Annotated in this window: 26 protein-coding genes; 6 read left to right on the plus strand and 20 right to left on the minus strand. The window is 45.7% G+C overall.

Features of this window, described 5'->3' with window-relative positions:
• Positions 1-9: 9 nt before the first annotated feature.
• The 5 genes from BFW96_RS18550 to BFW96_RS18570 form a co-directional block, all read right to left on the minus strand.
• Positions 10-1,629: a (2,3-dihydroxybenzoyl)adenylate synthase gene (locus BFW96_RS18550; RefSeq protein ID WP_069840254.1), complete on the minus strand. Its 1,620-nt coding sequence runs from the start codon at positions 1,627-1,629 to the stop codon at positions 10-12.
• 28 nt (positions 1,630-1,657) lie between these two features.
• A complete protein-coding gene (gene dhbC / locus BFW96_RS18555) occupies positions 1,658-2,854 on the minus strand; it encodes an isochorismate synthase DhbC (protein WP_069840255.1) in 1,197 nt (398 codons plus the stop codon).
• 25 nt (positions 2,855-2,879) lie between these two features.
• The gene (locus tag BFW96_RS18560; RefSeq protein WP_041521529.1) at positions 2,880-3,665 is read right to left on the minus strand and encodes a 2,3-dihydro-2,3-dihydroxybenzoate dehydrogenase; all 786 of its coding nucleotides are present in this window, start codon (positions 3,663-3,665) and stop codon (positions 2,880-2,882) included.
• A 192-nt stretch (positions 3,666-3,857) separates the two neighbouring features.
• Positions 3,858-4,727: a ferri-bacillibactin esterase BesA gene (gene besA, locus BFW96_RS18565; RefSeq protein ID WP_069840256.1), complete on the minus strand. Its 870-nt coding sequence runs from the start codon at positions 4,725-4,727 to the stop codon at positions 3,858-3,860.
• 212 nt (positions 4,728-4,939) lie between these two features.
• Positions 4,940-5,536: a sulfite oxidase-like oxidoreductase gene (locus tag BFW96_RS18570; RefSeq protein WP_014665221.1), complete on the minus strand. Its 597-nt coding sequence runs from the start codon at positions 5,534-5,536 to the stop codon at positions 4,940-4,942.
• Positions 5,537-5,637: 101 nt separating this feature from the next.
• Here BFW96_RS18570 and BFW96_RS18575 point away from each other — a divergent pair, with 101 nt between their 5' ends.
• Positions 5,638-6,240, plus strand: coding sequence for a biotin transporter BioY (locus BFW96_RS18575; RefSeq protein ID WP_040081953.1), 603 nt, complete (start codon positions 5,638-5,640; stop codon positions 6,238-6,240).
• A 71-nt stretch (positions 6,241-6,311) separates the two neighbouring features.
• On the opposite strand, the gene BFW96_RS18580 is transcribed toward BFW96_RS18575, so the two are convergent.
• Together BFW96_RS18580 and BFW96_RS18585 are read right to left on the minus strand one after the other, a co-directional pair.
• Positions 6,312-7,640, minus strand: a complete 1,329-nt coding sequence (locus BFW96_RS18580) for a Na+/H+ antiporter family protein (RefSeq protein ID WP_069840257.1) — start codon at positions 7,638-7,640, stop codon at positions 6,312-6,314.
• 143 nt (positions 7,641-7,783) lie between these two features.
• Complete coding sequence (locus BFW96_RS18585; protein WP_069840258.1) at positions 7,784-9,286, minus strand: leucyl aminopeptidase; 1,503 nt, start codon at positions 9,284-9,286, stop codon at positions 7,784-7,786.
• A gap of 157 nt (positions 9,287-9,443) precedes the next feature.
• On the opposite strand from BFW96_RS18585, the gene BFW96_RS18590 reads away from it, so the two are divergent.
• On the plus strand, positions 9,444-9,920 hold the full coding sequence (locus BFW96_RS18590; RefSeq protein ID WP_014665224.1) for a divergent PAP2 family protein: 477 nt from the start codon (positions 9,444-9,446) through the stop codon (positions 9,918-9,920).
• A 29-nt stretch (positions 9,921-9,949) separates the two neighbouring features.
• Here the strand turns inward: BFW96_RS18590 and spsC are convergent, their stop codons facing one another.
• The 4 genes from spsC to BFW96_RS18610 form a co-directional block, all read right to left on the minus strand.
• Positions 9,950-10,606, minus strand: coding sequence for a stationary phase survival protein SpsC (spsC, locus tag BFW96_RS18595; RefSeq protein ID WP_083252921.1), 657 nt, complete (start codon positions 10,604-10,606; stop codon positions 9,950-9,952).
• Positions 10,607-10,709: 103 nt separating this feature from the next.
• On the minus strand, positions 10,710-11,030 hold the full coding sequence (locus tag BFW96_RS18600) for a YuiB family protein (protein WP_014665226.1): 321 nt from the start codon (positions 11,028-11,030) through the stop codon (positions 10,710-10,712).
• 53 nt (positions 11,031-11,083) lie between these two features.
• Positions 11,084-11,227, minus strand: a complete 144-nt coding sequence (locus tag BFW96_RS18605; protein ID WP_015714640.1) for a YuiA family protein — start codon at positions 11,225-11,227, stop codon at positions 11,084-11,086.
• Between the two features lie 173 nt (positions 11,228-11,400).
• Complete coding sequence (locus BFW96_RS18610; RefSeq protein ID WP_040082517.1) at positions 11,401-12,621, minus strand: NAD(P)/FAD-dependent oxidoreductase; 1,221 nt, start codon at positions 12,619-12,621, stop codon at positions 11,401-11,403.
• A gap of 330 nt (positions 12,622-12,951) precedes the next feature.
• On the opposite strand from BFW96_RS18610, the gene yumC reads away from it, so the two are divergent.
• On the plus strand, positions 12,952-13,950 hold the full coding sequence (gene yumC / locus BFW96_RS18615; RefSeq protein WP_003220618.1) for a ferredoxin--NADP reductase 2: 999 nt from the start codon (positions 12,952-12,954) through the stop codon (positions 13,948-13,950).
• A 39-nt stretch (positions 13,951-13,989) separates the two neighbouring features.
• Here the strand turns inward: yumC and BFW96_RS18620 are convergent, their stop codons facing one another.
• Positions 13,990-14,130, minus strand: coding sequence for a hypothetical protein (locus tag BFW96_RS18620; protein ID WP_003228723.1), 141 nt, complete (start codon positions 14,128-14,130; stop codon positions 13,990-13,992).
• Between the two features lie 278 nt (positions 14,131-14,408).
• On the opposite strand from BFW96_RS18620, the gene guaC reads away from it, so the two are divergent.
• On the plus strand, positions 14,409-15,389 hold the full coding sequence (gene guaC / locus BFW96_RS18625) for a GMP reductase (protein WP_069840260.1): 981 nt from the start codon (positions 14,409-14,411) through the stop codon (positions 15,387-15,389).
• 70 nt (positions 15,390-15,459) lie between these two features.
• Here guaC and BFW96_RS18630 read toward each other — a convergent pair whose 3' ends face one another.
• From BFW96_RS18630 to BFW96_RS18655, 6 genes are all read right to left on the minus strand, one after another.
• Positions 15,460-16,083, minus strand: a complete 624-nt coding sequence (locus BFW96_RS18630) for an FMN-binding negative transcriptional regulator (RefSeq protein WP_069840261.1) — start codon at positions 16,081-16,083, stop codon at positions 15,460-15,462.
• Complete coding sequence (gene paiA, locus BFW96_RS18635; RefSeq protein WP_069840262.1) at positions 16,083-16,625, minus strand: spermidine/spermine N(1)-acetyltransferase; 543 nt, start codon at positions 16,623-16,625, stop codon at positions 16,083-16,085. Before paiA ends, BFW96_RS18630 begins: the two co-directional genes overlap by 1 nt.
• Positions 16,626-16,943: 318 nt before the next feature.
• Positions 16,944-17,306: a HesB/IscA family protein gene (locus tag BFW96_RS18640; protein WP_069840305.1), complete on the minus strand. Its 363-nt coding sequence runs from the start codon at positions 17,304-17,306 to the stop codon at positions 16,944-16,946.
• A gap of 78 nt (positions 17,307-17,384) precedes the next feature.
• Positions 17,385-18,239: a diaminopimelate epimerase gene (dapF, locus tag BFW96_RS18645; protein WP_014665235.1), complete on the minus strand. Its 855-nt coding sequence runs from the start codon at positions 18,237-18,239 to the stop codon at positions 17,385-17,387.
• Between the two features lie 121 nt (positions 18,240-18,360).
• Positions 18,361-19,575 carry a NupC/NupG family nucleoside CNT transporter gene (locus tag BFW96_RS18650; protein ID WP_069840263.1) on the minus strand — a complete coding sequence of 405 codons (1,215 nt, stop codon included), beginning with the start codon at positions 19,573-19,575 and terminating at the stop codon, positions 18,361-18,363.
• A gap of 136 nt (positions 19,576-19,711) precedes the next feature.
• Positions 19,712-19,948 (minus strand): YuzB family protein, encoded by a 237-nt coding sequence (locus tag BFW96_RS18655; protein WP_003222913.1) that lies wholly within the window; start codon positions 19,946-19,948, stop codon positions 19,712-19,714.
• Between the two features lie 262 nt (positions 19,949-20,210).
• Between BFW96_RS18655 and BFW96_RS18660 the strand changes: the two genes are divergently transcribed.
• The gene (locus BFW96_RS18660) at positions 20,211-21,278 is read left to right on the plus strand and encodes an NAD(P)/FAD-dependent oxidoreductase (protein WP_014665237.1); all 1,068 of its coding nucleotides are present in this window, start codon (positions 20,211-20,213) and stop codon (positions 21,276-21,278) included.
• 223 nt (positions 21,279-21,501) lie between these two features.
• On the opposite strand, the gene BFW96_RS18665 is transcribed toward BFW96_RS18660, so the two are convergent.
• Positions 21,502-21,828: a YuzD family protein gene (locus BFW96_RS18665; RefSeq protein ID WP_069840264.1), complete on the minus strand. Its 327-nt coding sequence runs from the start codon at positions 21,826-21,828 to the stop codon at positions 21,502-21,504.
• Positions 21,829-21,925: 97 nt separating this feature from the next.
• On the opposite strand from BFW96_RS18665, the gene BFW96_RS18670 reads away from it, so the two are divergent.
• Positions 21,926-22,261, plus strand: a complete 336-nt coding sequence (locus BFW96_RS18670) for a NifU family protein (protein ID WP_010886606.1) — start codon at positions 21,926-21,928, stop codon at positions 22,259-22,261.
• A 42-nt stretch (positions 22,262-22,303) separates the two neighbouring features.
• On the opposite strand, the gene BFW96_RS18675 is transcribed toward BFW96_RS18670, so the two are convergent.
• Positions 22,304-24,277, minus strand: coding sequence for a S9 family peptidase (locus BFW96_RS18675; protein ID WP_069840265.1), 1,974 nt, complete (start codon positions 24,275-24,277; stop codon positions 22,304-22,306).
• Positions 24,278-24,362: the final 85 nt, after the last annotated feature.

Genomic DNA, 24,362 nt, shown 5'->3' on the forward strand with positions numbered 1-24,362 from the left:
ATTGTTGTTTTATTTTTTTGCCCCTGCAAGAAGCTTCTCAGCAATGGCTTCACGAAGGGCCTTTTTGCTTACCTTTCCTACCCCTGTCTGCGGGAAGGATTCGACAAATTCTATACGGTCGGGAATTTTATATGCCGCCAGTCCGCGCTCTCTCAAAAAAGCTTTGAGCTCTGCGGATTTCGGGGCTTCATCCCGGGGAATAATAAACACACAAGATCTCTCGCCAAGAAATTGATCAGGCATGGAGACCATTGCCGCATCATGGACAGCCGGATGCGCCAGCAAATGATTTTCTACCTCTTCAGCCGCAACCTTTTCTCCTCCACGGTTAATTTGGTCCTTCGCACGTCCTTCAACGACAATATAGCCGTCTGATGTCAGCCTGACGATATCACCCGTACGGTAAAAACCGTCCTCAGTAAATGAAGCAGCATTATGCTCTTCCGCCTTATAGTAACCTCGAATTGTATACGGTCCCCGCGTTAGCAAGTGGCCTGCTTCACCAGGTTTTACATCGCGATCCTGATCATCCCAAACACGCACTTCATCATATGGGGACATCGGTTTTCCTTGGGTGTTGACAATGATCTCCTCAGGGTCATCCAATCTCGTATAATTGACAAGACCCTCTGCCATTCCGAACACCTGCTGCAGCGTGCAGCCGAAAACAGCTTTTACCCTTCGCGCGGCTTCAGCATTGAACTTGGCACCGCCGACCTGCAGCACTTGAAGGCTGGATAAATCGTCACGGCGTGAGGATGCCGCATCCATCCATACCATCGCAAGAGGCGGAACAAGAGCGGTTATCGTGACCTTCTCTCTTTCAATCAAAGGAAATGCGTCATCTGGACTTGGAGAAGGAGATAAAACCACTCTTCCTCCAGCGTATAATACGCCGAGAACCCCCGGTGAGCTCAGCGGATAATTGTGCGCCATCGGCAGCGCAGCCAAGTATACCGTGCTGTCGTCGAGCCAGCAGACCTCGACACTCCGCTTCAGACTGTAAATGTAGTCGTCGTGAGTCCTCGGAATCAGTTTCGATAGCCCGGTGCTCCCGCCAGAAAGCTGGAGGAACGCCACATCTGAAGATTTGACTTCAGGCAGTTTTACAGGTTCTGTATGCAAATCATTCAGCGGCAAAAATTCCTCTGCCTCACCTGCGACAATGACGTGTTTCAACGTCGGCAGCTTGCTTTGAACCTGTCTGGCAAGTGAACGGTAGTCAAAACCAGAATAAGAATCGGGAATGATATATGCAGCCGCTTCAGCAAACTCGCAAAAGTATGTAATTTCACTGCTTCGATGTGAAGGCAGTGCGAAGACTGGAAGCGCCCCCAGGCGGAAAAGCGCGAAAATGACTTCAAAAAACTCTTTGATATTTGGCAGCTGCACCACGACACGATCCATCTGTTGAATGCCAAGCTTCTGAAATCCGGCAGCCAGACGATCAACCCTTGTGTCAAGCTCTTGATAGCTCCAATGGGTGTTCCCGCATGTAATCGCAATACGATCGCCATATTTGGCTGCCCGGTCTCTTAACAAATCTCCAAACGTCTCGCCGGCCCAGCAGCCGTTTTTCCGATATATCTCAGCTACCTCTTCAGGCCAAGGAGTAAATCCATTCAGCATATTGTATCCCTCCAGCAATTCATTCTGATCATAAGTGATTCACACCCATTGCCCGCAGCATTGTCCGAAACTTTGCGGATGTCTCCTGAAGCTCGTCCTCTGGCTTTGATCCGGCAACAACACCAGCTCCCGCATACAGGCGGAGTGAGCGATCTTCTGCCTCTGCACAACGGATCGTCACGATCCATTCTCCGTCACCCGCATCGTCACACCAGCCGACCATGCCGGTAAAGAAACCGCGGTCGAACGGCTCAATGCTGAGAATCGCTTCTCTTGCAAGATCAGTCGGTGTTCCGCAGACCGCCGGCGTCGGGTGAAGTGCCGCCGCCAATTCAAGTGCGGTTACAGATGGATCGGAAAGCTCTCCCTTAATCACGCTGGACAGGTGCCACATCGTTTCTGTTTTGATCAGTGAAGGCTTCTCCGGAACCTCTAGCGTCCGGCAGAAAGGCCTTAGCGCTGCCGCAACTGCGTCAGCCACAACTGCGTGCTCATGAAGATCCTTTGCGGAAGCAAGCAATTCAGCTGCCCGGCGCTGGTCTTCAACAGGATCATCACTGCGCGGCCTTGAACCGGCTAATGGATTGGAAACGACCTGAGTTCCCATCCTTGAAACGAGAAGCTCCGGACTTGCACCGAGCAATGTTCGGCGGGGAGATGTTTCCGTCTGACTGGACACGTCTGCGGCAAATGTGTAGCCATGCGTGTTATGCTGAGCCAGATGGCGAAGCAGCTCATCCGTCTGAATCGGTTCAGGCGATGTCAGCTGCAGCGACCTGGACAGAACGATTTTGCTGAGTATTCCATCGGCAATGCGCGCCAGCCCTTGTTCCACACCATTTTTATAATCCTCCGGTGCCGGAACAGGCTCTATGTGGTATGTATGCTCACATTGCTGCTCCTTCTCCTCATGGTCAAATTGAAGCGGTCCTGACCAGCGAACTTCTTCAGGAACAACGAGCCGCGCTGCTTTTACTTGATCAAATGGAACGGCCCCGACAACAAGCGGACGGCTTTGCCCCGATCGCTTTGCCTGACGCAGCGTCTCAGCAATACGGACAGAAAGGGTTTCCATTTGATTTTGCCCGTCTGCCCCCGGTACGATTTCACATATGCCTTTCGCTAACAGTACGCGATGAGGTGAAGCTAAGAAAAAAGCACCCGGCTGATACTCACGAAGCAAATGCTCCGCTTTTGTTTCTGGTATTACGTTTTGTTCCAACATTCTCATGAACCTCCTTTAAATTCAGTTACACGCCTAACGTCGCGCCGCCATCTACGCATAAATTATGCATCGTAATATGCCCTGCCTGGCCAGAAACCAAAAAGAGCACTGCATCCGCAATATCCGAAGGCTGGGCTAATTTTTTGAGCGGGATCCCTGTTTTAAATGTCTCAAGTGATCCTTTTATGACTTGCTCCGCTCCATTCTCGTCGGCCCATAATGACCACTGCATGTCTGTTTCCGTTGACCCGGGAGAGACGATGTTGCAGCGAATATTGTATTCTGCAAGTTCAAGGCCAAGGCATTTCGTAAACATCACAGCCGCAGCCTTTGAAGAGGCATATGCTGCCATAGATGTTCTTGGCACACCCGCAGCATTTGATCCGACCGTTACGATCGAACCCGATCTCCGGTCCATCATATATTTGCTGACTGAACGCGAGGCGTTAAATACGCCAGTCGAATTCACTGAGAACGTCGCTTCCCATTCCTCATCACTAAGCGAATGGATGAGACCCGGGCGAAGGACACCCGCTACATTCACCAAAATATCAATCGGCCCCATCTCGCGTTCGATGCGCGCCGTGATCTCGTCAATCGCCGCGCTGTCTCTCACATCCGCAGGAAAAGCTTCCGCATGGTGCCCTTCCGCTTTGAGGCTGTTCACAACCTTTTCCAGCTTTTCTGGATTATAATCAACTGCCGCAATATGTGCGCCTTGACCGGCAAGCGTCCGCGCAACAGCTTCACCTATCCCTTGGGCTGCCCCTGTTATAAAAGCAATTTTGCCCTTTATATCCGTTGCATTCATATCATCAATTCCTTTCTTCACTCTAGATGCCGAACAGACATCCAGAGAAAAAGACTGTCGCACTTTGAAAAGCGCAAACAAATGATAATGATTATCATTATCAATTATAAAAATAATCATATCCAAATGTCATGTGACAGTCAAATATAATTTCAGTGACAACTATTTTTTAGAAGCAAGGCTGAGTATGTCTCAGCCCATTGAAAGATGCGGACCATCAGGATGAAGCGCAAAACGCAGCGCCCGGCTGACCAAAACAGGAAGAACCGAAATATGGCCTTCTCCTGAAAACTCGCAAAATTCTGCCCGTACACCTTGTTCAGATAAAACGGCCAGCCGCTCGTAAAGCTCCCTCGCATTGTCGTTCATCCGGCTTTTATGATGCTGCTCCAATTCCCCTGCGGCAAGCAGGATATTGATAGGCTGATTGTTTTTCTTAGTGAGGGAGGCAAAATGATCCGATTTCTCGAGAATAAACGGTTTATTCCAATGAATGGACGGACTTCCCGCAATATAAGTTTGAAACGCCTCCGGCTTTGTTAACAGCACCTGCAGCACGAAAAGCCCGCCAAGCGAGTGGCCAAAGATTGTTTGTCTGTTTTTGTCAATCTGGTAATCTCGTTCTATCTCCGGTTTCAGATCCTCCTCAATAAACCTGATAAAGCTCTCTGCTCCGCCATGCTCCGGCCATTCTTTGCCGTCGGGCCGTTCCGGCAGCTTCGATTGGGCTGTCGGCATTGTAAAATCCCGGTGACGTGCTGAGGAAAACGGCTCCGCTGTCTCATAGCCAATGCCGACGATCACTGCAGGAATTACCCCTGTTTTTTCAGGTCGTCGCCCCTGTATTCGAACGGCTTCCGTCATCGTTCCAAAGACAGAATTGGCATCCAGCAGATAAATCACAGGATAGCCAGCGGGTGGCGGCGGCGTATTCGGTTTCGAGATAAAAATATGATAGGTACGGTTTTCAATGCGAGAAGACATCATACGCACTTCCGTACCAGGAATCGTATATGCGTTTGGTGTTCCGCCTTTCGTCCGGTCTGTTGTTTGCTCTTTCATGCAGTACGACATTCCTCTCCTTAAACTAAACGCAATGTATGATAATGATTTTCACTATCAACTAGACAACTCAAATAATAGGTTTTCTTCCAAAGAAAGTCAACTTTTTCCCGAATAAAAAAGGCACCTGTATCAAATAAGGTACCTGCAGACTATCAATATGGAAATAAAAACCTGATAAAGATGCGGATGGTCCTGTTTAAAATAGAACCTTAATCCCATGTAAATCGTTGATTTTGCCAAGGATCCCCTCTCATGTGATAGCCATTCCGCTCCCAAAAGCCTGGATGGTTTTCTTTCGTAAATTGGATGCCGCGCAGCCATTTGGCGCTTTTCCAAAAATACAGATGCGGAAATACACCCCGCAGCGGGAAGCCGTGTTCAGGCGTTAATGGCTCGCCATTATGCGCATAAGCCAGAAGGGAAGTTTCCGCTAAGAAATCATCAAGCGGCAGATTGGTCGTCCAGCCTTCTTCCGCATGTAAAATAACGTAGCCAGCTTCTTCTTTCACACCCGCTTTTTCCGCTATATCACGAGCACGCACGCCTTGCCACACATTATCAAGCCTCGACCAGCCCGTGACACAATGAATGTCATTTTTCGATTCGTACTTCGGAAAGGCTTTGACATCTTCAAAGCTCAGCAGCATCGGTTGGTCAACCAAACCGTATACTTGAAGATTCCATCTCGTCATATCTTCGTAATATGGGACACTTCCCGTATGAAGCACAGGAAATGAAGTGGTGACATTTTGATTTGGGGGCACTCTTCCAGATTGATCGGACTGTTTTGTTTTTCCAAAATACATATGGAACCCTCTCTTTTGTTAACCTTGTTTTAATTTATGTTGACAATATTTCCGTTCTTTATTACTCTATGATTGTGTATGTAAACCTAAGGGGGACAACTATGAAACAACGTAAACTTCGCGCGGCCGATATGGCGCTGATCGGCATGTTCGCCGCACTTATGGCTGTCGGAGCCAACCTTACCTCAGTAGCACCCTTTTTACAAGTTGCCGGCATTCCGCTTTCGATGCAGCCGTTTTTCTGTCTCTTGGCAGCCTTGCTTCTCGGCAGCAAACGAGCAGCGATTGCCATGATTGTATATGCACTTGTCGGATTGGCCGGAGCGCCTGTGTTTGCTCAATTTTCTGCAGGCTTCGCACCGTTTGCAGGGAAAAGCGGCGGGTTTATTATCTCATACATCCCGGCAGCATTTGCAGCGGGATGGTTTTTAGAACGAAAAATTCAGCCAAGCAAAATTCGATTTCTCATTGCTTCACTTATCGGAACGGCAATCATGTATATTATCGGCACCACCTATATGTATCTTGCACTGAAGCTGTGGATTCATACGCCGGTAAGCTACGGCACAGCTTGGGGCTTTATGACTTGGTTTATGGTAAAAGACACGGCGCTGGCTGTCATACTGGCGTTTATCGCACCAGGGATCTACCGGTCTATTCATAAAGCAACCGGCTTTAACAGAAATCACATATCGTCCACGTAAAAACCGTTCTATTGGAACGGTTTTTTTATGATAACGAGAAAAGGCTCCCCAGTAAAGGGGAGCCTTTTTCCTTATAAAACAAGCGCTGCAATCCATCCAAAGATAATAAGCGGGATATTATAAAATATAAATGTCGGCACACAAGTGTCCCAAATGTGGTGATGCTGGCCGTCCGCACTTAAACCTGAAGTCGGTCCAAGCGTGCTGTCGCTGGCAGGTGAACCGGCATCGCCAAGCGCAGCAGCTGCCCCGATTATCGCAACCGTTGCCATCGGGCTGAATCCAAGCTGCAGGCAAAGAGGCACAAAGATCGTTGTGATAACAGGAATCGTCGCAAAAGAAGATCCGATTCCCATTGTAATGAACAAGCCGACAATGAGCATCAGCAATGCACCCACTAACTGACTGTGCCCCATGATGCCAGCTGCTGTTTTAACCAGTGACTCGACATCTCCGGTTTTCGTTAATACGTTTGAAAACCCGGCTGCAACAAGCATGACAAAGCCGATAAAGGCCATTAAGACCATTCCGTCAGTAATCAGCGAGTCCGCTTCATCACGCTTCATCACACCGCTGACAAACAGAATAACCAGGCCTGCCAGCGCCCCCATAATCATCCCTTCTACTCCCAAAGTCTGAGATAAGTAAAGCTGGACGCCGAGTGACACAACGATGGCAAGCACCGCGATAGCCAGGCTTTTTTTCGTATATGGAGAAGAGCTCGCACCAGAAATTTCTTTTGTTTCATATGTTTTCGGTTTACGGAATACGATGATTGATAAAATCAGACCTACAACCATACCTGCTACAGGAATCATTAACGCATAAGGAATATCACCGAGAGATACGTTTAATCCGGCATCTGCCATATTATCCTTGAGCATTCCCTGGAAGATTTGCCCGAAACCAACCGGCAGCACAATATAAGGCGCCGTTAAACCAAAAGTGATCACACACGCAATCAGACGGCGGTCCATTTCAAGTTCATTAAAGATTTTCAAAAGCGGCGGAATCAGCACCGGGATAAACGCGATGTGAACTGGAACGACGTTTTGAGAAAAACAAGATACAATTAAAATAATCAGCACAATCAGCACCTTAGACAGCGCTTTTTTGCGAGAATCTTCTTTATTTCCGATTAATTTAACGGAGGCTTCCACCATTGCGTCCGGAAGACCCGTTTTCGTCAAAGCGGCGGCAAACGCGCCAAGCATGGCGTAGCTGACTGCAACGGTGGCATTTCCGCCGAGACCGTCTGTGAAAGCTTTAACCGTTTCGCCAAGACCGAGCCCGCCTGTTAACCCGCCGGCTAAGGCGCCTATAATTAATGCGATAACAATATTGACACGCAGCAGGCTTAATACAAGCATAAGCAGGACTGCGATGACGACTGCATTCATGATACCCCTCCAAAAATCCTTTAGTTTGCTAATGTAGTAGATAAATAAAGTACGAACGTATCGTATCATAACCGATCCACTTTAGTCAACTAAAGATTTTGGAAGAAAAAATCCCTGCCGCATGTTGCCGCAGGGATTCATCATTATTCGCTTTTCTCTTCTTCCAATGCAAATCGCTCCGCAAGTGTAGCCAATGTTCTTGCCATAACACCGGTTGCACCGGATGGTCCAAAGCAGGTCGCTTTATTGGCAGTCGCTGTGCCCGCAATATCAAGATGAACCCAAGGTGTTGACTCAGCAAATTCTCCAAGAAACGTTCCTGCCATAATCGCATGTCCTTCACGCCCCGGCGAATTGCTGAGATCCGCCATTTGGCTGCTTTTTACGCGCTTTTTATCCTTCTCTGTTATCGGCAGCTGCCAGATCGCCTCGCCGCACTCTTGTGCGGCATCAGCTACCTGCTGGTAAAAGCTTTGATCATTTGTCATTGCGCCGGTTGTTTCTGTTCCTAATGCCACAACGACGCCGCCGGTAAGCGTAGCCACATCAACAAGAACTGATGCACCATGCTGTTTCGCATATGTAATGCCATCTGCAAGCACGAGCCTTCCTTCAGCATCTGTATTGAGGATTTCAATTGTTTTTCCGCTTAAAGATACGATCACGTCATCAGGCTTCATCGCCCCGCCAGAGATCATATTATCGGTTGACGGAATAACGGCCAGCACGTTTTGCTCGGGACGAAGCTCTCCGATCGTTTCCATAGCGCCGAGAACCGCAGCAGCTCCCCCCATATCTGATTTCATGCCGACAATTCCAGATTTCGTTTTAATGGAGTAGCCGCCTGTGTCAAATGTAATCCCTTTCCCGACAAGTCCGACGACATCTTCCCATTCCTTTTTGCCCTGATATTTCAGCACAATCATTTTCGGCGGTTCGGCAGAGCCTTGGTTTACCGCAAGTATTCCGCCCATACCGAGCTCTTCCATCTCTGATTTCTCCAATATCTCACACTCAAAATCATATTTTGCCGCAAGCACTTCTGCATATGAAGCGAGGTCAGTCGCGGTCAGCATGTTTCCTGGCATATTCACAAGCGTTCTAGCCGAATTTGTCCCTTGTCCGTATGCCTGGCCGACGCGAAGCCCCGCCTGCACTTCCTGTGTATCTTCATCTGTGACAGCATATACGGTTTCAATTTGTTTGTCAGGCTCATTTGATTTGTGCTTATAATCCTGCACCTCATAGGAAGCAAGCAGGCAGCTCTCAGCTAATGCATGAGCGGCATCGGCTGGAGACACATCTTCCGAAATAAACGTATCAAGCAGGACAGCTGCTTCTTGTTTTCGGTCTTTATGAATAGCCTGAAAAACATGAGCAAAACGCTCCTTCGCCTGTTCAAACGTAAAATTTGCTTTTCTTCCCAGACCAACGAAATAAATTCGTTTCATACCCGCAGAAGCTGGGGGGAATACTTTTGATACTTGATTCGGTTTCGCAGAGACATCACCATCTTTTAAAAGCTGTGTCAGATGGCCTTCGAGCATTTCATCAATTTCCAACGCTTTTCCTGTCAGCTGGCTTTTTTGAAAAAGCCCGACCACAAGGGTTTCTGTATGCTCTAATTGCTGAACCGCATAAAACATGAGGCTTACACTCCTAACGTAATGGGTATTTGTAATGAACAATGGTATAATAGGAAAAACATTCTTTCCACTACACTTATTTTATCAAACAACAGTCTAAGACTTGCTTTTTTCTTTTGAAACACGAAGGATTTTTCAAATAGAAAGGATGTCGCCGATGGAACTTTTAACGAATTTTCCTTTATTATCAAGCCTGGCCGCAATTATTTTTGCTCAGGTCATCAAAGTGCCCATACAGTATATCGTGTCCAGAAAACTGGACTGGTCGCTGGTCACAAGCACAGGCGGCATGCCGAGCTCTCACTCCGCAGCGGTCACTGCGCTTTCTACAGGCGTAGCCTTGGAGCATGGATTAGGCTCCTCACTCTTTGCGGTTTCTGCCATTTTCGCCGTCATAACCATGTTTGACGCAACTGGCGTCAGACGTCACGCCGGTGAGCAGGCAACAGTCATTAATAAGCTTGTCATTGATTTTAACCGTTTTGTTAATGAAGCAAAGGACTTCCCTAAAGCTGAAGAAAAAGAAAAACAAAAAAAGCTGAAAGAGCTTCTCGGACATCAGCCGATCGAAGTCTTTTTCGGTGGCCTAACAGGTATTTTACTGACATTGGCACTCGCTTACTTTTTCATGTAAAAAACGCTCCTGCTTTCGCTGGAGCGTTTTTATTCTTTCACCGTTTTATATTGATTTCTGAACACTTGCAAAGATTTTGTTTCATTGAGCTTCTCAAGCTCATCCTCGGTAATCTTTCCCGTTCCCTTTTTAATCACATATACATCAAGGGTTTTTTTGCCCCATTCATTGTATACATCTTTGACGGTTTCAAAGTACAAATCAAGGCGGTTTCCCTTAATAGCCGATCCGGTGTCCGCTACAACTCCGAGACCGTAATTCGGAATGAATAAAATCGTGCCGATCGGGAAAACCGACGGGTCGGCAGCAACCGTGGAATACAGATCCCGTTTCACTTTCACGCCTGAATATGTAAGCCCGTATAATGGATCACCGGGATTTTTTCCCGTCGACTCAACTCCTGCAGTATAGCCAGTTGCTGTTACTCTTTGAACCGGATACTCATCCCAGTCAAATGCTTCTTCTAAGGGTTTTGTTTTATCCTTAGCCGCGGACGTCGTTTGTGTTTGTTTCTGCTGCAATGCTTTTAATGTCAGTCCTGCATGCTTCAAGTGCTTTTCTTGATGTTCCTGCACCCATTTTGACAAGTCCTTCGCTTCAATTCCTGACACTGATAAAAATGTCGTGCCAAATGCAAGCAGAAATAAACAGGTCATCAGCAAACGTCTGATCATATTCAACATCATTCACCTCTCCTCCGAATCATTGTTCCCAAGCGGAGAGAGCATTATTCAAAATGATGAATGAGCTGAACATACAAAAAAAGCTTTCTATAGAAGAAAGCGGCAGTTAAAACATTTGATATCCTCTTTTTCTGAGCATATTGATCGCTATCCCTGACACAATGGCGCCGGCCAAACCGCTGGCTAAAATCAGCACATCGGCAGCCGCTAATGATAAGACACGATGAAACAGGCTGGCAAAGGATTCTCCCGGCGACTGGACATAGCTGACCAGCTTTTCTTTGCTGATAATGAAAAGGCATACAACCGGATAAATCACAGCCATAATCCAAGACATTCTCAGCAGCATGTTTAATAAGAAACCGATTCCAAAAAACAAAACAAAAAACAAAACAATTGAGATGATTACGACTGGCAGACTAATCAACCTATTCCACCCCCCTGCGTTGCTTTTAGTGTAACGCGGGGGTGGAAATAAAGTCAACGTCTGGAAAATGAATGACTGTCTTTTCCTGTCCCTTGGCAAGACGGGCAAGTCTCTGAACCGCCGAGAATCAATTGAAAATATCCTTTTCCTGAGCAAAATGGGCATGCATGTGAAGCGGTTGTCGTTGCAGTTTTCATCTGATCATCACCCTTTTTTCTTAATTTTCTGATAATATAACATATCAGGCTGTCAACAATAAAGTCAGATCATGTGACAAATCTTTTCATGTAAGCGGAAACATACTTGTTTTCCTCTCTTTCTCTTTTTATTTTGGCGTTTTTTAATAAAGAAAACCCGCTTCCGCGGGTTTTTAGAAAAACTTGAACTTGCCTTTTTTCAGTGTCAGTCCGAGTCCGCCAATCATAAACAACGATCGGTTATCAATGACTTTTTTCATAAACGAAGCCGGCGTGCCTTTCAGCTTTCTGCCATAAACAACCCCAACCGCGTTATGCTCGCCAAGAGAAGCCACTGTTCCCTTAATGTCCGGCTTGAATTCCTCAAGCTCTCCGCCTTTAATAAGCCTGCCAAGGTTTTTAGCGACTGTTACGCCCTGCTGCATTGCAATTTGCGCAGTTGGCGGATATGGGCGCTCTGTATCTTCGTTCATAAACAGCGAGCTGTCACCGAGAATAAAGACATTGTCATGTCCCGGGGCGCGAAGATCAGGATTGACTTTCACCCGTCCGCGCATATTTTCAAAACCGGCTTCCTCTACAATCGGATGGCCGCGGACACCTGCCGCCCATACAACGGTTTGCGATTTGATCTGCTCTGGTTCCTCATCTTTTTTGCCGACTCTGACTCCTTCTGGTGTACATTCTTGTACAGCCGTGCCGATCTTGAACTCAATTCCGTTTTCCTCAAGATAATGTACGGCATAGTCAACAAGTTCCGGATCAAAGCCCGGCAAAACGGTCGGCGCTGCTTCCACACAAACGATGCGGACAAGGCTTCTGTCAACGTCATACTCCTTACAGAGCTCCGGCACGCGGGCCGCCAGCTCGCCAAGGAATTCAATGCCCGTAAATCCGGCGCCGCCAACAACGATCGTTAACCTGTCCGGTCTTTTTTCCGCTTCCGTATTGTAAGTCGCAAACTGCAGCTCAATATGTTCCCGCAGCAGGCGCGACGTGTTGATGTTGGCGATCGGAAACGCATATTCTTTCAAACCTTTAATGCCGAATGTTTCAGGCACGGCGCCGAGCCCGATGACTAAATAATCGTACTGCAGTTCTCCATTCGCAAGCACAACTTTTTTCTCATCAATTTTGATTGCCTTTACGGTATCCTGTACAAAATTAACCCGTGACTGGTTGATTACATCTTTTATCTGATAACGGCAGCGGTCATGATGGAGCGTACCCGCGCTCGCTTCATGCATCCATGTCGTTTCATAATGATAATTGTGTTTATTTACAAGCGTAATGTCAGCATCATTCGGCCCGACATACTTCGTCAGCCTTGTCACCGTCATCAATCCGCCATATCCTGCACCTAAAATCACGATTTTGGGCTTATTCAATGCCATCACATCCACCTTCTCTTTTTTTGCTTTTGTTAGACCCATAATAAAATCATCATTTGTGTTAGCTTCAGCTTATTGGCGGGATTTTATGAAATATATTGAAAAGTTTTTTGTGAAGTCCTCACCCATAGCACTACTACCATGTTTATCCGGCTGGCTCAAGAAACATTCAGAAAAAGATCATTTCATTTGGTTATTATCGTAGCGGTCGGCGGAAATATTTTCAAGAATGGATGGGCGCGTTGTATCCTTACGATTTTTTCTCTGACTCGTCAATTCGAACGGCAATATGGTATAATTAATAACAATTTTCATTTAGGAGGCAATTTTCGTATGCGAGAGGATACAAAGGTTTATGATATTACAATTATAGGCGGGGGACCGGTCGGCTTATTCACTGCTTTTTACGGCGGGATGAGACAGGCAAGCGTCAAAATTATCGAAAGCCTGCCTCAGCTCGGCGGACAGCTTAGCGCCCTATACCCTGAAAAGTATATATATGATGTAGCGGGATTCCCGAAAATCCGCGCGCAAGAGCTTATCAATAACCTAAAAGAGCAAATGGCAAAATTCGACCAAACCATTTGTCTGGAGCAAGCGGTTGAATCAGTTGAGAAACAAGCGGATGGCGTGTTTAAGCTTGTAACAAATGAAGAAACCCACTACTCTAAAACAGTCATCATTACTGCAGGAAATGGCGCATTCAAACCGAGAAAGCTGGAACTTGAAAATGCCGAGCAGTATGAAGGCAAGAACCTCCATTACTTCGTTGACGATCTGCAAAAATTCGCCGGCAGACGCGTTGCGATCCTTGGCGGTGGAGATTCCGCGGTTGACTGGGCGCTTATGCTTGAGCCGATCGCAAAAGAAGTATCGATCATTCACCGCCGCGACAAGTTCCGTGCGCACGAGCACAGTGTGGAAAACCTTCATGCGTCGAAGGTTAATGTCCTGACACCATTCGTCCCTGCGGAGCTGATCGGTGAAGACAAAATTGAACAGCTTGTGCTTGAAGAAGTGAAAGGCGACCGCAAAGAGATTTTAGAAATTGATGACTTAATCGTCAACTACGGTTTCGTTTCTTCTCTTGGACCGATCAAAAACTGGGGCCTGGACATCGAGAAAAATTCCATTGTCGTAAAATCAACAATGGAAACAAATATCGAAGGTTTCTTTGCAGCAGGTGACATTTGTACATACGAAGGAAAAGTCAACCTGATTGCCAGCGGCTTCGGTGAGGCACCGACAGCAGTGAACAACGCCAAGGCTTACATGGACCCGAAAGCCCGCGTACAGCCTCTTCACTCAACAAGTCTTTTTGAAAATAAATAATAAAAAAAGGAGTTTGTGTCAGGTGACACAGCTCCTTTTTTATTTGAAGATATTTATATAATTCAGTGCAGTTCCAACAACCAGCGCAATCACAAGTGCTGCGACTACCCAGATCATTGCCATAATAATGCGGTCTTGAATCTTTTGGGACTTCGGTGTTTTTTCTTCGTTTTGGGCCATCTTTTTTGCTCCTTTCACATGTTCATGCCATAAAGAAAGCCTGGTGCTGAACAACCAAGCTTTGCTGAACATATATCATTCGCGTTTGGATCCGCTCTCTAAGACCATTCGTTAAAACTATGATACCTAAACTCACTCTGTATGACAAGCTTCGGCACTTGCACCACACCTGCCAGAAAATCATAATGTTTGACATCCTAAATAAAACAGAGTACATTATAGAAGGCGAACATTTCATATAATATACTTTTAAATATTCGTTTTTAGGAGTGAAAACCATGGAAAACGTATTTGATTACGAAGATATTCAGCTAATTCCTGCAAAATGCATTGTAAATAGCCGTTCAGAATGTGATACATCCGTACGTTTAGGCGGACGTACCTTTAAATTACCCGTCGTCCCTGCCAATATGCAGACGATTATAGATGAAAAGTTGGCGATTCAATTAGCCGAAAATGGCTACTTTTATGTCATGCACCGATTTGAGCCTGAAACACGAATTGATTTTATTAAAGATATGAACGCACGCGGATTATTCTCTTCTATCAGCGTGGGCGTTAAAGAGGAGGAGTATGAATTTGTCCGCCAGCTGGCAGAAGAAAATTTGGCTCCGGAATATGTGACAATTGACATTGCTCACGGTCACTCAAATGCTGTCATTGAAATGATTCAGCACCTCAAAAAACATTTGCCGGACAGCTTTGTGATTGCTGGCAATGTCGGAACGCCCGAAGCGGTCAGAGAGCTTGAAAATGCGGGAGCGGATGCCACTAAAGTCGGCATCGGACCGGGAAAAGTATGTATTACGAAAATCAAAACCGGCTTTGGCACAGGCGGCTGGCAATTAGCGGCGCTGCGCTGGTGCGCCAAAGCTGCGAGCAAACCGATTATCGCCGATGGCGGCATCCGCACCCATGGCGACATCGCAAAATCAATCCGATTCGGCGCAACGATGGTCATGATCGGTTCACTATTTGCCGGACACGAAGAATCGCCAGGCCAAACGATCGAAAAAGACGGAAAGCTTTACAAAGAGTACTTCGGCTCAGCCTCAGAATTCCAAAAAGGCGAAAAGAAAAATGTCGAAGGCAAAAAAATGCACGTGGCCCATAAAGGCTCAATCAAGGATACACTGATTGAAATGGAGCAGGATCTTCAATCTTCTATTTCTTATGCAGGCGGAACAAAGCTTGACGCCATCCGCAATGTGGATTATGTAATTGTAAAGAATTCGATTTTTAACGGGGATAAATATTAATCATAAAAAACGCCAAGTCAGCGGCGACGCTTGACTTGGCGTTTTCTGTTACTTCTTCAGCAAAGTATGCTTATATTCGCTTTTTGAATGTATCTTTCATCAATTCTGCCATTTGTTTTGCATTTGGATTTTCTTCATGTTGCAACTGATCAATGATGTTCATATAATCTGTTTCACTTCGGTTCTGGCTTAATTTATATGCCGCCTGAATGTCTTCCACCTTAATCTTAAATCCAACAATACCTTTCAATTCACGTTCTAAGAGTTTTGGAGAAAGCTTATCCCATAAAACAGGATGATCACGATGTTTTTCGTATTTCTCCAGCATGATTGTTAATTCTTCTGCTAGTTCATCTTTCTCTAACATACTTGCTTTTCCATACATGTGGACAGCCTGATAATTCCACGTCGGAACATTTTCGCGTGAATACCAGGAAGAAGAAATATAAGCGTGCGGTCCCTGAAACATCACAAGCACATCTTCACAGGCTTCAAACGTTCTCCACTGAGGATTTCCATAAGCGAAATGCCCCGTAATATAGTAATGATCGCCTTTTTTATGAAATCCTAACGGCAAATGAGTGGCAATTGGTTTTCCTTGTTCTGTTGTGACAATCGTACCAAAGGCGTTTTCTTGTACAAAATTCCAAATGTCTTCAGCATTTGTGACCTTAAAATATTTTGGAATATACATCAATATCCACCCTTTGAAAAATATGATGTGAGCGTTTTGGTCATGATTAAGTCTGTTTGTTCTTCATCCCCCATATAAAATGAGTGGGCGCCAGTCTGAACAAACCCCATTTTCTTATAAAAGGCAATGGCATTTTCGTTTTTTTCCCATACACCTAGCCAAATGTTCTTTTTATTACGTTCCAGCGCAATTTCTATCGCTTTATTCAGCAGATGTTTGCCAAGCCCATGCTTTTGAAAGCTGTTCTTTATATAAATTCTCTCGATTTCAAGTGATTCAGCGCCCATTTCTTCAGACTGCGCATCATCGATGTTGACCTTTACATATCCAGCGACTTCATGATCAAAGTAAACAAAAAAGAATTCCGAAGACATATTGGATAATTCCTTTTCCAACTGCTTCGTGTTAAATGCCCTTTCTAAATAGGCTTTCATATTTTCAGGTGAATTCTGATCTTTAAAAGTGTCGTTGAATGTTTCGATACTCAATTGTTGGAGTATTTGTAAATCTTCCCGGCTGCATTTTTTAATGTTTACGCTCATGTTCGGACTTAGCTCCTTTATATAAAATCACGGAACAGATACTGACCTTGTTACCATTCCACCAAGAATCTTCTCCATCACCAACTCCTTAATGTTATTTTTGTTGCAATTGCAATAAAATACTATGTATTAAATATAGCGTAACTTCGCTGTATTTACAACAAAATACAATAACGACAATACAGAATTTCTTTGTCCGAAACACTTGGACCTCTGCTTCATTTTTAAAATGCAGAGCATAATAAAAACGCCTCCCTTAACGATGATTTATCGCTAAGAAAAGCGTCAGTAATAGTTGCTATCCGTTTTTAGTAGTGCTTAGCACTCTTCAGGCTTGCCTGCATTCGTTGCTGTTCTGAACGAAGAACCGCAGCCGCATGAAGCGATGGCGTTTGGATTGTCGATGGTGAAGCCGCCGCCGAGCATGGATTGCTTATAATCAATCACGGTGCTGTTCATGATGTCGAGGCTTTCTTTGTCAACTAGAACAGTAATGCCGTGCTGGTCAAATACACTGTCTGATTCACTCTTTTCATGCTCAAAGCCCATGCCGTAAGAAAGCCCGCTGCATCCGCCGCCTTTGACGCCTACGCGCAGAAACGCGTTTTCTTCCTCATGCTCTTTCATCATATCTTTTATATGCAAAGCTGCTGCTTCTGTAATTGTTACCGGGTTGCTCATCATTGTGAACCTCCTTTTAAAAACCGGTTGCTGTCTTTTATTATAAACATGATCGTCCCAATTCTCAAACAAGGTGTTTTACAAGAAATAGACACCCTCACAAACGGTTTCGGCAGGCCCTGTCATCATCACATGGCCGTTATCTTTCCAGTTTATCACCAAATCACCGCCTGCTAAATGCACCGTGATGTCTTGATTTCGTTTTGATACGCCGTTCAACACAGATGCGACAGCCGCTGCACATGCCCCTGTCCCGCATGCCTGTGTAATGCCTGATCCCCGTTCCCAGACGCGGAAATGCAGTTCTTGTTCATTCACGGTTTCGACGAATTCCACATTGACGCCTTCCGGAAATCTCGGGTCTTTCTCAATCACCGGTCCCAGTGTCGTTAAAGGTGCCTGTTCGATATCAGCGATTGGAAAAACGATATGCGGATTTCCCATTGAAACGGCAGTGCCTGTTAGCTCAACTTCACCAAATGCCATGGTTTCATTGATTGTGTGCTCTTCCCCGCCGTCAAGCATCGGGAGTTCGGATTTTGATAAGCGCGGTTCGCCCATATCGACAGTGACCACATTCACTTTTCCATTTTCAACTTGAACCTCCGCTTTCACAAGCCCGGAGAGGGTTTCAATCAGAAAAGATGTTTCCTCAACCAGCTTATGCTCATATGCGTATTTTGCGACGCAGCGCAGGCCATTGCCGCAGTTTTTCCCTTCAGACCCGTCATTATTAAAAATCCGCATTTTAACAGGCGCTTGATCTGATGGGCATATCAGGATCATTCCGTCAGAACCGATCCCTGTATAAACAGAAGAAACCTGAATTGCAATCTCTGACAGTTTTTCTTCAGGAAGCTGTTCTTCAAATTGATTCACATAAATATAATTGTTTCCCAGGCCGTGCATTTTGGTAAATCGAAATGAGTTCATAGGTGCCTCCAACTTTTTTCTTTTTCTTAGTATAAAAGCTATTATAAACGGACACAATACAATTATCCCCCGTTTTTCATACATAAAAGCTCCTTGCACTGACGCAAGGAGCTTTTATTGTTTATATAAACATGCCGGCAATAGCTGCGCTGAGCAGATTGGCTAATGTTCCCGCAAGAACAGCCTTCAAGCCGAGACGTGCGATATCCGAACGGCGGCTGGGCGCTAATCCGCCAAGCGTACCAAGCATAATCGCAATTGAGGAAAAATTGGCGAATCCGCATAACGCAAAACTAATAATGGTAGCCGTTTTCTTAGAAAACTCGCCGATGTGCGGACCGAAGTTAGAATAAGCGACAAACTCATTCAGCACCAATTTCTGGCCGATATAGCTTCCAGCCTGCAATGCTTCATGCCAAGGCACGCCAATCAAAAAGGCGATAGGAGAAAACACATAGCCGAGAATGGATTCTAATGTGACGCCTTTTAAGCCGAACAAACCGAAAGCCCCGCCGAGAATACCGTTTACTACAGCGATTAACGCAACGAACGCTAGCAGCATCGCCCCAACGTTTAACGCAATTTGCAGTCCTGTTGACGCTCCCTTTGCAGCTGCGTCAATGACATTGGCTGCGCCTTCGCCTTCATCCATTTTAAAATTGCTATTTACGGTTTGCGTTTTTTCCGTTTCGGGTATAATCAATTTACCAAACACAAGTCCAGCTGGAGCAGCCATAAAGCTGGCCGCCAGCAAGTATTCAATCGGAATACCAAGAAGCGCGTACCCAAACAAGGTAGATCCCGCAACAGCCGATAGTCCGCTCGTCATAATCGTAAACAACTCAGAGCGCGTCAGCCCGGCAATCAGGGGTTTTATCACTAATGGAGATTCTGATTGTCCTACAAAAATATTGGCAGCAGCAGCCAGAGATTCTGTTTTGCTTGTTCCAAGGAGCTTCGACAATCCGCCGCCAATGACACGGAAAACGAGCTGCATGATTTTCAAATGATATAAAACTGCAATCAGTGCTGAGAAGAAAATGATAACGGGCAGTACACTTAATGCAAATGCCGGACTGTCGCCGACCTTTAAAAGCGGTCCAAAAATAAAACTGATGCCTTCATTCGCATAGTCAATCAGAAGCTGTACACGGCTTGAAAACCATAAAAAAACAGCGCGTCCCGCTTCCCATTTCAACACGATGTATCCAAACGCCACCTGTGTGCATAAACCAACGATGACGGTTCTTATCTTAATATTGCTTTTCTTTTCTGAAAATAAAAACGCGATAGCAATGATCGCAACTGCGCCCAGCAGTCCCCACAGAACATTCATGAATACTCGTACACCTCTTAAATTTTATTTAAAAAAATATCTTTTATACGATAACAATAATATTTTTTGATGTCTACACATTTTTTTAGTTCTTTTGTACGACAAAATAAAAAAGGGCCTGTCCAGGCCCTTTTCTTTAAAACATTGGATTTTCTTCAATAAAGGTATATATATTCTCAACAAGCTCAGCAGGCGTTTCACCCATGACGACTTCTCCGTTTACCAGAGCGAAAAGCGATTCCATACATGTCCCGCAGTAGCTTAAGCAGCCGTATTCAAGGACATCCAGGTTGGGATCCTTCTCTAAAATCGCCCTAGCTTCCTGAGAGCCGTGAGCCAGATTGCTGACACAAAATTCAATCATTGGATTCATGCGGTTTCACCTCACATACATCCATTATCGCGAATTTTTTACGATTCGTCAAAGACAACGGACTGTTCAAAATTTATTATCGTAACATATCATTCCTTGTATAACGTTTTACTAATTTGCGCTTTCAGGCTAAATTGTAGGTTATTTTGAAACTATTATTGTGATTTTAGATCAAATTCGATATAATTCTAGATGTTATTTTACATAGTTCGTATTTTCTTCAATGTGTCTATCATACTCTTCGGATTAAAGGGGAATTCAAATGAAAAAATTGGTCTTGATCGGCGGAGGTTACGGGAACATGCGTGTTCTTCATCGCTTATTGCCAAACCAGCTGCCTGATGATGTTTCAATCACGTTAATTGACAGAAATCCTTATCACTGCTTGAAAACAGAATATTATGCCCTTGCCGCAGGCACAATTTCTGACCACCATATTAGAGTGTCATTCCCAGAGCACCCTCGCCTGGATGTCCAATACGGTGATATCACATCAATTGATATTGCACAAAAACAAGTGCTGTTCCAAGATCGTGAACCGATTTCTTACGATGACGCCGTCATCGGGCTCGGCTGTGAGGATAAATATCACAACGTGCCGGGAGCGCCTGAATTCACCTACAGCATTCAAACCATCGATCAGTCCCGTGAAACCTACCAAAAGCTGAATAACCTGAGCGCTAATGCCACCGTCGCCATTGTCGGAGCGGGCTTAAGCGGCGTTGAGCTTGCAAGTGAATTGAGAGAAAGCCGTGATGACCTGAACATTATTTTGTTCGACCGCGGTAATCTCATTTTATCAAGCTTTCCCGAGCGTTTGAGCAAATATGTGCAAAAATGGTTCGAAGAGCACGGTGTCCGCATTATTAACAGGGCAAATATCACAAAAGTAGAAGAAGGCGTTGTGTATAACCACGATGATCCAATTTCTGCAGACGCCATCGTGTGGACTGCCGGCATACAGCCAAACAAAGTCGTCAGAGACTTAGATGTGGAGAAGGACGCACAAGGGCGTATTGTATTAACGCCTCATCACAATCTTCCAGGTGATGAACATCTGTATGTTGTCGGCGATTGCGCCAGCCTTCCTCATGCACCGAGCGCCCAGCTGGCAGAGGCTCAAGCAGAACAGATTGTCCAAATCTTGCAAAAACGCTGGAATGGAGAAGCCCTGCCTGAATCAATGCCGCAGTTTAAGCTGAAAGGCGTCCTCGGTTCACTTGGAAAAAAAGCCGGCTTCGGGCTTGTTGCTGACCGGCCGCTGATCGGCCGTGTTCCGCGTATGCTAAAATCCGGCTTGCTGTGGATGTACAAACACCATAACGGTTAATGATAGAGAAGAACCGCTGATCAAGTCAGCGGTTTAAATGATTACAAACGGCTAAAACGGTTTTAGTTTTAGCCGTTTTCATCTTTTCAGCGTGTTTGAAAACCCTTGAAGTTTAGGATAGGCGAGCATTGGAGCGGAGCGAATGTTTTCATTCGTGAGCACCAACGCACAGGCTTGACAACGAATGCGAGGGTTTGTCCACACGCTGGAACCGCTGATCAAGTCAGCGGTTTTCTATATACCCATGCTTCTCCATTTCCTCATAAACGTCTTTTAATTTTGGATTGCCTTCACCGACAATTTTGTCTTCTACGAGCACAAGCGGATAAAAATACTCGTCATTTCTGATTTTTTCCGCAAGCTCTTTCACCTGTTCATTGTCAGGCGGCTCATGAATATCAATGTATTGCATCTCAAAAGGCTGATTCGGATATTTTCTTTTCAGCGCAGCCTCAAGCCACTCGTATGTATCCTTGGCTGTCGGCATATTGACACAGCTCGCACAAACGGTTTCTGCCCCGTACACGCTGAGCATGATTGGTTTCATCACTGCAAATGCCCCCTTCTCCTAGGTAAGTCCTTTCTTTAAGTATACAGAGCCAAAGGGCGTTTTTATAGAAAAAAACCGTTTTTGTGTTGAAGTCTGAATGTGCTATAATAGGGAAAGCAACTTTGCAAACCAAACAATAGATTTTTATTGTTACACTGAATATAATGGTTTTATGACGACGAAAGGAGCGAATGTCATGACTGAAGTTGAAATGAAAGAACAGGTGCAGGAAGTACTGGACAAACTTCGTCCGTTTTTACTTCGTGACGGCGGTGACTGTGAGCTTGTAGACGTAGATGAAGGTATTGTTAAGCTTCGTCTTCTAGGCGCATGCGGCAGCTGCCCAAGTTCAACAATTACGCTGAAAGCCGGAATTGAGCGCGCTCTTCTAGAAGAAGTGCCGGGTGTCGTTGAAGTAGAACAAGTCTTTTAATCAAGCAGCCAGGCTGACATTTAATCAGCCTGGCTTTTTTTATTAGAGATATTGGTCAAACCATGAGCTGATATAATTCAGGCGCTTGATCCGCTGTCTTGGGTGTCCGGTGCGTGACAAATTGTGCGACGCTTTCGGAAAACGGACAAGCATCGTTTCCTTGCCCATTTTTTTCAGAGCGATAAACAGCTGCTCCGCCTGCTCGATCGGGCATCGGTCATCCCGCTCGCTATGCAGAATCAAAAGCGGTGTCTTAACGTTTGCTGCGTATTTTAAAGGAGACCGGTCCCAGAGCTTTTCTGTGTCCTCAAACATGTCATGCTCAAGCTGCCAGTCTGTAAAGAAATAACCGATATCACTGACGCCGTGAAAGCTGATCCAATTTGAAATCGAGCGCTGGGTGACGGCAGCTTTAAAGCGGTTCGTCTGCCCGACGATCCAGTTGGTCATGAAACCCCCGTAGCTTCCGCCCGTGACGCCGAGCCGCTTAGGATCAATATGCGGATCTCGTTTGATAGCCTCATCCACAGCCTGCATCACATCGTCATAATCCTTTCCCCCATAATCTCCTCTGACTGCATTCACAAATTCCTGACCGTAGCCGTGGCTTCCCCTCGGATTGATATAGACGACCGCATATCCTTTCGCCGCCAGCACTTGAAACTCATGAAAATATGTATGCCCGTACATCATATGAGGACCGCCGTGTATGTTGAGAATAAGTGGATATGCTGTTTCACCTTCCATTTGTGCGGGCTTCATCAGCCAGCCGTTCACCGTCACGCCGTCTTCTGTGACATATTGAATCTCTTCAGGCATTGAAATCGCATGCTCACTGACAAACTTGTCATTCACGCCAGTCAGCTGTTTTTCTTCCTGTCCAAGCGGGATACTGTAAAGCTCACTCGGTCTGTCCGGCTTTGTCACACTGGCCATAAAGTGCTGTTCATCAGGTGAAAGAGAGAAGCTATTGATGTACTCCTTTTCCAGACGAATCGGATACACAAGGCCTTCAATCGATATATAATAGATTCCCGTGCTTCCTTGATCTGTACCGATAACATAAAACCCTTGGCAGTCTTTCGTCCAAATCGGGCGCTGTTCGGCACCTCCAATCAATGAATCTCCAATCAGCGCATCCGCTAAATGAACGTCCAGCATCTCAGTCAGACATGTGAGGCGGCCTTGTTCGATATCATAGAGCCACGCCTTTGAGAGCGTTGCATTCTTATATTCCTTTTCATTTCCAAGCAAAGCAAGATACCTTCCGTCTGGTGAAAATGAACTCGATCCGAATGAGCCGCGATGAGGTGTAACCTGCTTAAGATCACCAGACGCCAGTGACATCATGTAAACATCATGTGGCTTGCTGGCATCATCCGTTTCAGTTAAATTAGCTGAGAAAACAAGCCATTTGCCGTCAGGAGAAAAAGCAGGATCGCCATGGTCGGCTTTGTGATTTGTCAGCTCCTTCATCTCGCCAGACTTGACGCTGACAAGCACTAGCTGGGCATACGCACCTCTCGTCAGCCCTTTGCCGTCCCGTTTATAGGAGAGACCATGAACTTCAACAGGTTCATAGCTGTCCTGCTCCAATTTTTCTTGATCATTAACACTTTCCCCCTCTCCCAAATTGACAGTGACAAGAATCGATTCACCGTCTGGAGACCATAGCGGCTTTGACACGCCATATGGGATATCAGTCAGTTTTCTTGCTTCTCCGCCTTCAGTGCTCATGATATACAGCTGTGCTGCATCCCCTTCACGATCAGAAATAAAAGCAAGCGTGCGCCCGTCCGGAGACCATCTTGGATCGGTGCTTCGCTTTTCTCCATGTGTCCAAGGAACAGACCCGCCTGTTTTTGTTTCATAGACCCATATATTTGATGTATACGAATCTTTCTCTTGGTTTACTTGTGACTTCACAAATGCGGCACGGGTGCCGTCTGGGGCATATTGAGGATCGGTCACAGAGACAATCTCTGTGATGTCTTCTGCGGTTATCAGCTTTTTCATATTCATATCTCCTCCTTTTTACATGTATTTCGTTTTCCTAAATAAAAACTCCTTTATCTCCAGCAAAAAAAGCGCCCTCAGCTGA

This window comes from Bacillus sp. F56 (genome assembly GCF_001748205.1).
Lineage (GTDB): Bacteria > Bacillota > Bacilli > Bacillales > Bacillaceae > Bacillus > Bacillus stercoris.